Annotated in this window: 12 protein-coding genes; 9 read left to right on the forward strand and 3 right to left on the reverse strand. The window is 70.8% G+C overall.

Translation table 11 applies throughout. The annotated features are described in order from the left end of the window. Positions 1-13 precede the first annotated feature (13 nt). From ACIRS4_RS28120 to ACIRS4_RS28140, 5 genes are all read left to right on the forward strand, one after another. Complete coding sequence (locus ACIRS4_RS28120) at positions 14-904, forward strand: hypothetical protein (RefSeq protein WP_404201304.1); 891 nt, start codon at positions 14-16, stop codon at positions 902-904. 539 nt (positions 905-1443) lie between these two features. Further along, positions 1444-1587 (forward strand): lasso RiPP family leader peptide-containing protein, encoded by a 144-nt coding sequence (locus ACIRS4_RS28125; RefSeq protein WP_404201306.1) that lies wholly within the window; start codon positions 1444-1446, stop codon positions 1585-1587. Positions 1588-1614: 27 nt separating this feature from the next. After that, positions 1615-3411, forward strand: a complete 1797-nt coding sequence (locus ACIRS4_RS28130) for an asparagine synthase-related protein (protein ID WP_404201308.1) — start codon at positions 1615-1617, stop codon at positions 3409-3411. Positions 3412-3422: 11 nt separating this feature from the next. After that, a complete protein-coding gene (locus tag ACIRS4_RS28135; RefSeq protein ID WP_404201310.1) occupies positions 3423-3692 on the forward strand; it encodes a lasso peptide biosynthesis PqqD family chaperone in 270 nt (89 codons plus the stop codon). Continuing rightward, complete coding sequence (locus ACIRS4_RS28140) at positions 3689-4129, forward strand: lasso peptide biosynthesis B2 protein (RefSeq protein WP_404201312.1); 441 nt, start codon at positions 3689-3691, stop codon at positions 4127-4129. The genes ACIRS4_RS28135 and ACIRS4_RS28140 overlap by 4 nt, the downstream gene beginning before the upstream one ends. A 258-nt stretch (positions 4130-4387) precedes the next feature. Here the strand turns inward: ACIRS4_RS28140 and ACIRS4_RS28145 are convergent, their stop codons facing one another. Beyond that, positions 4388-4855, reverse strand: a complete 468-nt coding sequence (locus tag ACIRS4_RS28145) for a MarR family transcriptional regulator (protein ID WP_404201314.1) — start codon at positions 4853-4855, stop codon at positions 4388-4390. A gap of 416 nt (positions 4856-5271) precedes the next feature. Here ACIRS4_RS28145 and ACIRS4_RS28150 point away from each other — a divergent pair, with 416 nt between their 5' ends. After that, complete coding sequence (locus tag ACIRS4_RS28150; protein WP_404201316.1) at positions 5272-5481, forward strand: DUF6243 family protein; 210 nt, start codon at positions 5272-5274, stop codon at positions 5479-5481. A gap of 220 nt (positions 5482-5701) precedes the next feature. Continuing rightward, positions 5702-6190: a GNAT family N-acetyltransferase gene (locus ACIRS4_RS28155; RefSeq protein WP_404201318.1), complete on the forward strand. Its 489-nt coding sequence runs from the start codon at positions 5702-5704 to the stop codon at positions 6188-6190. 261 nt (positions 6191-6451) lie between these two features. On the opposite strand, the gene ACIRS4_RS28160 is transcribed toward ACIRS4_RS28155, so the two are convergent. Both ACIRS4_RS28160 and ACIRS4_RS28165 read right to left on the reverse strand, forming a co-directional pair. Further along, a complete protein-coding gene (locus tag ACIRS4_RS28160; RefSeq protein WP_404201320.1) occupies positions 6452-6751 on the reverse strand; it encodes an AzlD domain-containing protein in 300 nt (99 codons plus the stop codon). Further along, on the reverse strand, positions 6748-7572 hold the full coding sequence (locus ACIRS4_RS28165; protein WP_404201322.1) for an AzlC family ABC transporter permease: 825 nt from the start codon (positions 7570-7572) through the stop codon (positions 6748-6750). Before ACIRS4_RS28165 ends, ACIRS4_RS28160 begins: the two co-directional genes overlap by 4 nt. Positions 7573-7633: 61 nt before the next feature. Here ACIRS4_RS28165 and ACIRS4_RS28170 point away from each other — a divergent pair, with 61 nt between their 5' ends. After that, positions 7634-8287, forward strand: a complete 654-nt coding sequence (locus tag ACIRS4_RS28170; RefSeq protein WP_404201324.1) for a CGNR zinc finger domain-containing protein — start codon at positions 7634-7636, stop codon at positions 8285-8287. Positions 8288-8678: 391 nt separating this feature from the next. Continuing rightward, on the forward strand, positions 8679-12407 hold the full coding sequence (locus ACIRS4_RS28175) for a helix-turn-helix domain-containing protein (RefSeq protein ID WP_404201326.1): 3729 nt from the start codon (positions 8679-8681) through the stop codon (positions 12405-12407). Positions 12408-12422: the final 15 nt, after the last annotated feature.

Raw genomic sequence — 12422 nt, forward strand, 5'->3', positions numbered from 1 at the left:
GAGGGATCGCCGCATGAGCAACGACAACGGACGCGTACGGCAGATGTGGCACCTGCTGGAGCCTCTGCACGCAGTCCTCTACTACGCCCCCGAGGTCTGCGAAGAGGTGACAGCGCTCGGTTACGACACCACCGAGCGCTGGCCGAGCTACTTCGCCTTGCGGGCGGCGCCGCTCGGGGCGCCCGGATTCCGTCAAGTGGCCTCCGCCTTCTACAGTTTCAGTCCGCGTATGGTCGCCGAGCACATCCCCGCCGCCTGGGACGTCGCCGCACCCGACAAGGTCCTCGCGGCCCGGACGCGCGGCGTCGACCGGGCGTACCGCGCGCTCCTCGGTGAGCGGACGGGCGCTCCCGACCTCGCCGAGGCGGCCGCGCTCGCCCGCCGGGCGGCCGAGGCCGCGCACACCGAAGGCCGCCCGCTCGCCGCCGCCAACGCCGCGCTGCCCTGGCCCCGGGAGCCCCACCTCGTGCTGTGGCAAGCCTCGACGATCCTGCGGGAGCACCGCGGCGACGGTCACCTCGCCGCCCTGCTGACCGCGGGACTCGACTCGGTGGAGGCCCTGGTGTCCTTCGCCGCGATCGGCGCGGCGCCGGCCGAGGTCTTCGGCAGCCGCGGCTGGAGCGAGCCCGAGTGGGCGGCCGCCCGCGAACGGCTCGTCGCACGGGGGCTGTCGGCCGTCGACGGTACCGCGACCGACGCGGGCCACGCCCTGCGCGCAGAGGTCGAGCGCCGCACCGACGAACTGGCCGCCGCCCCCTGGCACGCGCTCGGCATCGAGGACACCGCGCGGCTCGCCGATCTCCTCGGCCCCTTCTGGCTGGAGGTCATCGGCTCGGGAATGCTGCCCCGCGAGACGACGCTCGGCATCGGGAGGGTCAGCTCTAAGGGGCCCGGGAGCCGCTGAGCGCCCTTCGCGCGGCCGGCGCGGTCATGACTTTCTCCACGGCATTGAGCAGCGGTCGGAGGCGGCTCTTCCAGGCGGAGCGATTAAGAAACCTTGAGGAGGTATTCGGCCATCCGACGCTCCCACGGTTGTGTGCGGATCTTACGTATGTGACTCTCTTGATCGAAAGAAGAACGGGCGGGTCACGGCGGAGCGCGATGCCGTGCTGCCCGACGGGGGCAGGACAGAGCTTGTCGGGTGTCGCGCCTTTTCACCATCCCCATTGATGTCGTCAGCTCAATCTGCGTGATTGCACTACCCGTTGGCATGGCATCGCATCGGGTCCGGAAGCGGTGTATCCGAGGCTTCCCACAGCGCCGCTGTGGAATCCGAATGCGACAGGGGCGAAGAAATGCGACCGATCTCCTCATCACGGTGACACTCCGTCGACGGCGACACCTGCCCGGACACCCGAGCACAAGCGGCACGGAAACAACCTCGAACTCCGGGTGCTCCGCGCCCGGCGGCCTCGTACGGGGCCCGTATGGAAGGAGAGAACGATGGAGAACCAGCAGCAGCGCGAGGAGCCGTCGGATTCCCGGAGCTACGAACCGCCCGCGCTGACGGCCGTGGGGGAGTTCTCGGAGGACACGCTCGGCTTCGGCAGTGACCACTCCGACTTCCTCGCCCGTCAGGGCTGGTAGTCGACCGGCCCATTCGGACGAAGTGACATGAGCACCGGGTTCGTCGTTCTGCCCGACGGATGCCCGACAGACCCCACCTGGGTCTACGACTCACCACAGGTCGTCACCCACCCGTCGGGCAGGCCCTGGCTGGTGGGCCAGTGGGGGTCGGACGAAATGGTGCGGGCCGAGGCGGGCTCGGTACGGGTGGTGGTGATCGGACACTGCCCGGTCACCACCGCACGGCTCACTCGGCTGGCCGGACACGTACGTTCGCAGTCCGATGTCGGAGCCCTGGCCGGGCAACTGCCCGGCAGCTGCCACCTGATCGTCGCCTCCCCGGACGGAACGAGTGTCCGCGGCGCCATCACCGGCCTGCGCCAGGTCTTCCACACCCGGGTCGATGGGCATGCCGTGGCGTCCGACCGCCCCGACACCCTGGCACTGCTGACCGGCGCCGGCGTGGACGAGGGGGTGCTGGCGACGCGATTGGCGACCGGCGGCCTGGTGCCTGCTCCGCTGGGCACCGCGAGCGTCTGGTCCGGGATCTCCGCGGTCCCCGATGACCACTGCCTGGTCATGGCGGAAGGCCGCGCCCGGGAAGTCCGCTGGTGGCAGGCCCCGGAGCCCGAACTGGGACTGGAGGAGGGCGCGCCGACGGTACATGCCGCACTGTCGGACGCCGTGCGCGGCCGCACCTCCGGCCGGCACGGACTGAGCGCCGACCTGTCCGGTGGCATGGACTCCACCGCACTGTGCTTCCTCGCCGCCCAAAGCGCTCCCGAGCTGCTCACTTTCCGATGGCGCGAGGCAGACCTGGGCAATGACGACGCGGAGTTCGCAACACATTCGGCGGCTCTGCTCCAGCAGGCTTCCCACATGGTCGTGGACCAGCGGGAACTGCCCGCCTTGTTCGCGCACCCGGCGGACCTCGCGGACACGGAACAGCCGTACCTCTTCACCCGGACGCTGGCGCGCATGAAGCACACAGCCGGCCTTCTCGCCGGTCGAGGCTCGCGGGCGCACTTGGCGGGGCACGGCGCGGACGAACTGTTCGGCAGGCTCCCCGGCTATCTGCATCGGCTGTCACGTCGGCACCCCGCTCTCGCACTGCGTCACCTGCGCGGCTACCAGGCCCTCAACCGCTGGCCGTTGCGCGAAACGCTCGCGGAACTCAGTCGCGCGGATTCGGTACGGGACTGGTGGCGAGACCAGGCCGATTCCCTCACCGACCCGGCCCCGGCCCCCAGACACCCGCCACTGGGCTGGGGTCTGATGCCGTTACGCGCCCCGGCCTGGGTGACGGGAGACTCGGTCGACGTGGCCAGATCGGAGCTGCGGAAGGCCGCTGACGCCGCGCACCCCTTCGCCGCCGATCGTGGCCAGCACCAGTTCCTGGTGGCCCTGCGGGCGACCGCGCCGGCATATCGGCAGTTCGCCCGCCTTTTCGACACAGCGGGGATCCGACTGCATCTGCCCTACCTCGACGACCGCGTCGTGGAAGCGGCTCTGGCTGTCCGTATGCACGACCGTTGCACGCCGTGGGAGTACAAGCCCCTGCTCGCTTCGGCGATGCGGGACATCCTGCCCGAACGCGTTCGCGCGCGGACCACCAAGGGCTCATTCGACGAGGATCTGCGCACCGGGCTCAACCGCAGCCTCGACGGACTCCTGGAACTGTTCGCGGACTCCGAACTCGCCAAGGCCGGCCTGATCTCAGCAGACGTCGTCCGCGCTCAGCTGCTGACTCCGCAAGCCGATCTGACCAGGAAATTCGCAATCGAGCACCTTCTCGGCTGCGAAACCTGGTTCCGTGCCGCACGCCGCCTCGCCCACGAAAGGTGACACCGACGGACGTGAGCATCACATTCTCCCTGAATCCGCAGGTATCCGTGGCCGAAACAGACGACGGAGCCGTACTCCTCCATGAACGGACAGGCCGCTATTGGCAGTTGAACGGAACAGGGCTTTCGGTGCTCCGCAGCCTGATCGGCGGTGAGACCTGCGAGCAGGCGGCTCAGACCCTCGCTTCCGAGCACGCTGTTCCCACGACGCGCGCTCGTGACGACGTCGCGGCTTTGCTGGATTCCCTGCGGTCGGCGGATCTGCTGCGGGAGAACCGATGAGCATCCCCGTGGCGCTGTCCCGCCGTGACCGCCTGCCGCCGCACCGTCGAACGGTTCCCCTCCTGGCCGTGGCCGCCGCCCGGATCCTCAGCAGGCTCTCGCCGGCCACATTGCGCGTGGTGCTGGAGTTCGCCCGCCGCCGCGCCGACCCGGCCACGGCGGCCGAGGCTGCGGCAGCACGCACAGCCGTGGTCGCGGTGAGCCTGCGCTGCGCAGGGCAGGCGTGCCTGCAGCGCTCGGTGGCCACCGCTCTCCTGTGCCGGGCGCGAGGTACCTGGCCCACCTGGTGCACGGGCGTCCGTACGAATCCCTTCTCGGCTCACGCGTGGGTCGAAGCCGAGGGAGTCCCTGTCGGAGAGCCTTACCCCGCCGGTCACTTCCGGCCCCTGTTGACGGTCGGGCCTGTCGAAGGCTCGCCTCCGAGGCGGTCGTCATAGCGCCTGCGGCTCCTCGCCCGAAGGAGACCGATCACTGCGGCCAGCTGCCGGCCCTGATCGGCATCTCCCGCTTAGAGCTCCGGACAAAAGTGGAGCCCGGCTCGCGGCGCCTGGCACGCACGCTCGCCGCGTTGCCGAAAGCCCCTGGTAGCTCCGCTACGAGGAGCTTCCGGCGCCTTGCGATCGCACGCACCAGACACCGCGAGCTGATCGGACTCCACTTTTGTCCGGAGCTCTTAGCCCCGGGCGCGCGGCCTGTCAGGCAACCGTCCCGCCCGCGTTGCGGATCAGCCGCTGGAGCACCTTCACCGTGGTGACGTAGTCCGCGTCGTCGATGCCCTCGTGGAGAACGGCGCGGATGGCGGGGGCGTTGCGCGCCAGGTCGACGCGAGCCTGTTCCCCTTCCGCGGTGAGCCACAGCCGGTCCTCGGCGTCCCGGGTCAGCCAGCCGCGTTCCACAAGCACCTCGGCCTCCGCCGCCAGGTCGTCCTCGGGACGGATGTAGGAGGTCATGGCCTGCCGCAGCTCGGGCAGAGTCATCCCGTCGCCGTCGGGCGAGATGTCGTTCACCGACAGGTTGCGCAGCAGCCAGAACTGGGGCTGGGTGTAGCCCTTTTCGGCCTGCCGGGCCCGGGTGTACGCGATGAGTGCCTCGTGAGCGACACCGGTCCAGTACGCGGCGGGCTGTCCGGCGAGTTCGGCGTCGGAGATCTGCTGGGCCGTCATGGGAGTGTCCCCTCCGAGTGCTTGAGCAGCGTGGAGCCCGCACTCCGTGCAGGTCATGCGAAGACCGTATGACCTCAAGTGCGGTTGAGGGCAAGAGAGTGAATCTTCCGGCGTCCGTCGTGGACGGATCACGGGGTCGCCGGTGGCGGGTGTGCGGCTGTCTTCGGTGGTGATCACGAAGATGCCCGGACGGAAACGGCTGGCACCGGGCGCTCGCCGAAGGGCCGGCCGACGCCGGAACGGCGAAAACCTGGTGTGCGGGGCCTGCGGAACGGGGTAACGTCATGGTCATGTTCTTCCAGACACCGATTTACGAGTGAGAGCGTGATGGGCCCCTGCTGACGTCCTTCGACGTCGCCGCGCCCGTCCCCCACCGATGAATCCGTAGATCACTTCACTTCATTCCGGGAGAACCCGTGAGCAAGAACATCAACAATCCCGTGGGCATGGGCGGCGGCCAGCGCAAGAAGCTGTCCCGCGCCGAACGGCAGAACAACGGTCCGTACCGCAACCTCGACCGCCAGGGCGCCGCCGACCAGAAGGCGGAGCTGGTGCGCAAGATGCGCGAGAAGGCAGGCACAGCCGAGGGCGACGGGCAGACGGGCGACGACACCGCACAGAGCTGACGCACCGCCGCCGCGAGGCCGCACCGCACGGGACAGGGCCCGGACCGCGACTCTCGGTCCGGGCCCTGCTGCCGTACCGGGGGACTGGTGCCACAGCGGGTGCGGTCGGCTCCGCTCAGCTCTCCGGCTCCTGCGCAGCGGGTTCGCCGTTCCCGGGAGCGCCTGTCCGACCAGCCGACCTGCGGCACGAAGGCACTTCCCGGTGCGAAATACTCTCCCGATGAGTTCACGCACTTCCCCGATCAGCCAGGCGATCACGATACGGAGGGCCGCCGCGCGGGATGCCAAACGGCTCACGCGGCTCGTGCGTGGCTCAGGCGCCTACGCGGGTAAGTACGCAGCTGCGGTCGCGGGCTACCGGGTCGGTCCTGATTACATCGAGGCCCACCGCGCCTTTGTGGCCGTCGGCGGCGACGAGCAGGGAGGCCGGGTCCTCGGGTTCTACTCGCTCGTCCTCACGCCACCGGAGCTCGACCTGTTGTTCGTCGCCGACGAAGTGCAAGGACGCGGTATCGGACGGCTGCTCGTCGAGCACATGCAGTCCGAGGCCCGTGCCGCCGGGCTCGACCGTGTCAGGGTCGTGTCGCATGTTCCCGCCGAGGACTTCTACCACCGCGCAGGGGCAGTGCGGATCGGGACCGTGCTCGCGAACCCACCCGCCGTGCCGTGGGACCGTCCCGAATTCGAGTTTCGCGTTTCTTCGGAATAACGTCGCCTCTGCCGTGGCGAGGAACGCCTGCGTCGGCGACAGTAGTTGGGCTGCTCCGGCAGGTACGTGAACAGGTGCCGCAGGTCGGCCCGGGCGCACCGGAGCCAACGGGCCTCGGAAGGGCGACACGCCCTGTGGTTGGCAGCCAGGCGAGGGTGGCCCGCCCAGGAAAAGGGGCGCCGCGCTCATTCCTGCCCCCTGCGCCTCCTCGGGGTCGCGGCTGTGAGCCGTCCCGAGGCGCTTGCGAGCGCCGCGCCGATCCTAGATGCGCAGGAGTGCCGTCACGGCGACGGCGGCCGCCAGGGCCAACGGGAGTGGGGCCCGACGCCAGAGGAGCAGCGGGACGACCGCGAGTCCCGCGATCACTGTGAGGTCCACGGCGCTCCAGCGGGAGCCCAGTACGTCCACGACGATGAAGCCGGCGAGCAGGGCGGGGGCCGTGAGGGCGATCACCGACAGTGCTCGTGGGGGCAGTGCGCGTCCGCCGATGAGGGCGGGGCCGAAGGCCTTGCAGGAGAAGCTCAGGGCGGCGACGGCGCCGATGGTGAGCCAGAGGGTCATGGTGCGGCCTGTTCGTCGGAATGGACGGGGCGCACGGCATCGCCGGCCACTTCAGCCCTGTCTGCCCCTTCGGCCCCTTCGGCCCCTTCGGCCCCTTCGGCCCCTTCGGGCCGGGCGGGTGGCGAGGCGGGTGCCCTGAAGAGGGCGACGAGGGCCGCGAGTGCCGCGCCCACCAGGGCGGGACCGGCCGGCAGGAAGACGATGAGGCCGGCCGCGAGCACGGCGCCGAGCAGGGCCGGCAGCCGGTTGACCCGTTCCCGGCGGACCTCCTCGAAGAGCAGCGCGACGAACAGCGCCGGTGTGAGGACGTCCAGACCCAGCCGGTGCAGGAGTTCGGGGTCGGGAGAGACCACGGACCCCAGCGCGGTGCCGGCGACCCAGGCAGGCCACTGGATGGCGGTGGCGCCGAAGAGCAGGTGCCTGTCGAACCGGCCGGCCCCGAGATGGGCGGCGGCCCATGATCCGTCGACCACCGCCTGGCCTTCGAGCGCACGCCGGAAGCCGCCACCGCGCAGATCACCGGCGACGGCGATGCCCATGGGGATGAATCGGCTGTTGATCAGTGCCGCGGACGTCACGGCGCCGGCGATCCCGCCGCCGGAGCCCAGAGCCGCCAGCAAGGCGAACTGGGCGGACCCGGAGAAGACGACCATCGAGCAGATCACCGGCGCGAGATGTCCCCAGCCCTGCGAGGTGCTGATCGCACCGAAGCTGACGGCGAGAAGAAAGGAAGCGGCCGCCAGTCCGGACCCGGTCTTGAGCCCGGAGAGGAAGCTCGCACGCGGCGAGACGGCGGCTTTCGCTGATCGGAGGCTGCCCATGACGTCGAGTCTAACAAGCAAAAATACTTATGACTGTTAGAAGAATGGATAGACTGAGAACGTGACGAGCAAGCAGGCGGTTCATCGCGCCCCGGCCGCATCGGGAAGCCCTCACGACTCCGGCGTGGCACTCGTGGGCGGCCACCCGGTACTCGACTTCGCCAACACCGTCGCCTGGCGCCTGGACCCCGCCCGCACGGCCGACCGCGTCCAGGGCGCCGAGGCGTGGGTGTGCTGGGCCGTCGCCTGCGGACTGCTCGGCGCCGATCGCGCCGAGGCGCTGCTCCGGGAGGAACCCGCGGACTCTGCGCCCGCGAAAGCCGCGACCGCTGCGCTCATGAGCCTGCGGGCCACCCTCTGGCCGGTCCTTGACGCCCTCGTGGACGACGAGGCTCCCCCTGCCGAGGAGTGGGAGGCGCTGCGCCGGAGCCTGGTACTGGCCCGCGAGGACGCCACGCTGCCCCCCGCCTTCCCTCTGCGGTGGCAGTCCGGCACGGACCGCCTCGGCGACCTCCGTCACGCACTGGCGCTGCTGACCGAGGACCTGCTGGGCGGGGACGGCCTGGGCCGCATCCGGCGCTGCGCGGGCCCTGGCTGCGGCTGGTTCTTCCTCGACCGCTCCCGCAGCGGAACCCGCCGCTGGTGCAGTTCGGATGACTGCGGCAACCGGGACCGCGCAAGGCGCCACTACTCCCGGACCCGGCAGCGCGGGTGACGTCATCACGGACGCCCGCCGCGCCACGCGGCTGCCCGACGTATGGGCGGTGGAGGGCTGCCGAGGGGCTGCTCGCCCGGCTCGGGACAACACCTGCTTGACAGGTGGCCGATCATGACACACCACACCGCCCGCTTCCGGCTCGTGCCCCGACTCGCCAAAGATTTGAACGTGCCGAACCCGTCGTCGTCCGCGAGCACGAACGATTCGCCGCGGCGAACTGAACCGCTCCGGGATCGGTGACGAGCGCGGCAACCATGTCAGGAGACCGAAGAGATGTCCGATGAGTCGGACGGTGGGCCGACGTGTCCCGTGGGCAGCGTCACGGATCGGACGGGATTGCGGGGGACGGAGTGAAAAAAGTAGCTTGACCGCCTGATGCGTGTGAAAGGTGCTCCCGTTGGGACGACGTGAGAAGCCGGTCGATCCTGACGCCGGTCCCGTGCAGCGGCTCGCGCACGAACTGCGGCTTCTCCGTGAGAAGGCGGGGAAGCCGCCGTACCGGGAGATGGCCGCGCGGGCGGGCTACTCCATCACCGCGATGTCCCAGGCCGCAGCCGGTGATCAGCTGCCGTCCCTGGCGGTGGTGCGGGCGTACACCGAAGCGCTGGGCGCGGACCCGGACGAGTGGGAGCGCCGCTGGCGGGAGGCGGACGCCGAGGCCCGGGCGCCCATGCCGGACGAGAAGCCGCCGTACCGGGGGCTGACGCGGTTCGAGCCGGACGACAGCGAGCTGTTCTTCGGCCGGGAGACGCCCCTCGCCGAACTGGTGGAGCTGGTGCGCGAGCACCGGTTCGCCGCGGTGTTCGGGCCGTCCGGCAGCGGCAAGTCGTCACTGCTTCGAGCGGGACTGATTCCGAGCCTGCGGCGGGCGGCGGGGGCGGAGCGGCCTGCGGTGATTCGCGTGCTCACCCCGGGGGAACTGCCCGCGCGCACGCACGCCGAGGCACTGGTGCCGCGCGACGGCGACGGGGAGACCTGGGTGATCGTCGACCAGTTCGAGGAACTGTTCACCCTGTGCCACGACCGTGCTGAACGCGACCGGTTCCTCGACCTGCTGCTCGCGGCCCGGCGGCCGGACAGCGGACTGCGGGTGGTGGTCGCGGTCCGCGGCGACTTCTACGGCCACTGCGCCGAACACCGTGAGCTGGCCACGGCCGTCAGCCGGGCCGGCCTGCTGGTCGGGCCGATGAGCCGGGACGAGCTGCGCGAAGCGATCACCGGCCCGGCCGCCGCCGCCGGACTGAACGTGGAGCGCGCCCTCACCGCCCGGATCATCGACGAGGTCGTCGACCGGCCGGGCGCGCTGCCCATGCTCTCTCATGCCTTGATGGAGACCTGGCACCGTCGGCGTGGCCGCCTGCTGACCCTGGCGGCGTACGAGGAGGCGGGCGGAGTGCGAGGCGCGATCGCCGCCACCGCCGAGGAGGCCTATGGCCGGCTGTCGCTGGAGCAGAGCCGTATAGCCCGGCGCATCCTGTTGAGGCTGATCGCTCCTGGCGACGGCACGGCCGACACACGTCGTCCCGCGTCGCGCGCCGAGCTCGGCAGCGGTGCGCAGGACGTGCTGGAGCGTCTTGTCGCCGCCCGTCTGGTCACCTCGGACGGCGACATGGTGGAGCTGTCCCACGAGGCGCTGATCACCGGCTGGCCGCGTCTGGCCGGTTGGATCGAGGAGAGCCGGGAAAGGCTGCGCGCACAGAGCCGACTCGGTGAGGCGGCTCGTGGCTGGGAGGAATTGGCGCGTGATCCCGGAGCTCTGTACCGGGGCGCGAGGCTGGCCGGGGCCGCGGAACTGTTCGTCCATCAGCCGAACGACGACCTCACCCCTCTGGAACGGGACTTTCTCACGGCCTCCCTCGCCGCTCAGAACGCCGAGCGGGAGGCCAAGACACGCACCGCACGTCGGACGCGTTCGCTGACCATCGCCTTGTCCGTGTTCCTCGTCCTGGCGCTGACCGCCGGCCTGGTCGCCTGGCAGCGCAATGAGGTGAGCCGGGAGGAATCCGCCAAAGCCACGGCTCGCCGCCTGGCCACCATGGCCGGCAGTCTGCGCCCCACCGATCCGCGCACCGCCGCCCTGCTCGGGGTGACGGCATGGAAGCTGGCCCCGCTCACCGAGTCCCGCTCGGCGCTCCTGGGGGCCCTGGCACAGCCGGAACGCGACGCTTTCACCGACCCGCTGGCCGGAAGGGACGTCCGGCGCTTCCTTTCCGACGGCGGCCGGACGCTGCTCAGCGTAGAGGGCACCACGGTCACCGCTCGGAATGTGACCGACCACAAGGTCACCGCCGCCTACCGCCTGCCGAGCGGTACGGAGGTGGCCGATGTCGGGCCCGACTCCCGGTTCCTCGACGTCTTCGGGTCGGACGGGGGAGGCAGCCTGTGGAACCTTCCGGAAGGCAGATCCGAGGCCGAGCTGGGCGATGCGTCACTATGGGACAGCTCGTCGGACGGGAAGACGTACCTCACCGGACCGCTGGACGGCCCGGGCGCAGCCGCCTTGCACCGGACGGACGACGGCCAGGTCACGTTCACCACAGCCCTCGCTCGCACGCTCTCCTCGGCGGCGGTCGGCCCCGGCGGACGTGCGCTCGCCCTCTGTCCCGCCGACGGGCCACCCCAGCTGTGGGACACCGCCGGCCGCAAGCGGCTGCCGGGAGCCTGGGAGAAGGCGGACAGGACCGTCTGCGGAACCGGTACCGGTGCGGACGACGGATCCCGCCTGCTGCGGTTCAGCGCGGACGGCAGGCGACTGGCCGCCGTCTACGGCACGCGGGCCCTTGTCTGGGACGTCCGCAGCGGACGCACGCTCGCCGACTTCGCCAGTGCCGGGAGCAGCGGCTTCACACAGGCAGCGCTCTCCGCCGACGGAGAGTTCCTGGCCACGGCGGACGACCACGAACTCGCCGTCTGGCGACTGGCCAACGGCGGGACCCAGGTCTTCGACCGGCCGATGTCCAAGGACGAGGCCACCGGGCTGACGTGGGACCAGGGAAAGCCCGACCTCCTGCGCTACCTCGACGGCGCCACGGTTCACACCCTTGACCTGACCGCCCGTCTCACCCCGCGGTGGCACAACACACCGACCGACGCGAGCGTGCTCAGCCCGGACGGCACCGCCCTGGCCACCGTCACGCGTTCCGGCGCCGACTACCGCTTCGAACTGCGAGCCACGCGCACGGGCATGGTCCTCGCGCACGCCAAGCTCGGCCCGCTGCCGAGCATCTCCGACGAGGACGTTCCGCTGTCGGCCTTCAGTCCGGACGGCCGCGCTCTGGCCCTCGCCGACACCGTGTCCTCTCACGGCTCATCGCGGCTGCGCTTCACCGTGTGGGACGTACGGACACACCGTATCCGTGCGGTCTTCGACACCTCCGGCGCGGCCGACCGCCCTGCCACGGCCCTCGCCCTGGGACCCGGCGGCCGCACCCTGCTGGCCGTCCGCTCCACCGCCGGCGGCTCCACGACGGAGGTCTGGAACACCCGCGACCACCGGCGATCGAGGACCGTGGGTGGCTTCTCCGGGAAGGCACTGGCCGGGCGACCGGACGGAGGTCTGCTCGTGAGCTCCGACGATCAGTACATCGATCCAGGGGCCGCAAGGGTCAGTGGACGCGCGCTCGCCGACGGCCGCCAGGTCACCTCGCTCGCTTTCAGCTCCGACGGCGCCGAACTCGCCGTCGGCGATTCCACCGGGCACGTCACCCTTTGGGACGGCGCGATCCGAGACCGCACCGGCGCACTGACCGGTACCTCCGACACGGTCACCCAGGGCGAACCGGAGGCAGTGGGGGCGCTCGCCTTCTCCTCCGACGGCGGCACACTCGCGGTGGGCGGCGCGAACGGGACGCTGAGGCTGTGGGACACCGAGGGACATCAGCTTCTCGGGACGGACCTGCCCACGCCCGGCGACGAGATCCACTCCCTTGCCTTCGACGAGGACGGCAGCACGGTCTACGCCAGCAGCCCCCACGTGCCGCTCCTGCGTTTCCCTGTCGCCCCGGACCAGATCGTGAACACCGTCTGCGCGCGAGCCGGCGGCGGACTGACCCCAGCGCAATGGCGGACCTACGTCCCCGACGCGCCGTACGAAAGCGTCTGCCCCACAGGCAGCTGACGCGGCCGGTCACCA

It is taken from the genome of Streptomyces sp. NPDC101166, assembly GCF_044768125.1.
Taxonomy (GTDB): Bacteria; Actinomycetota; Actinomycetes; order Streptomycetales; family Streptomycetaceae; genus Streptomyces.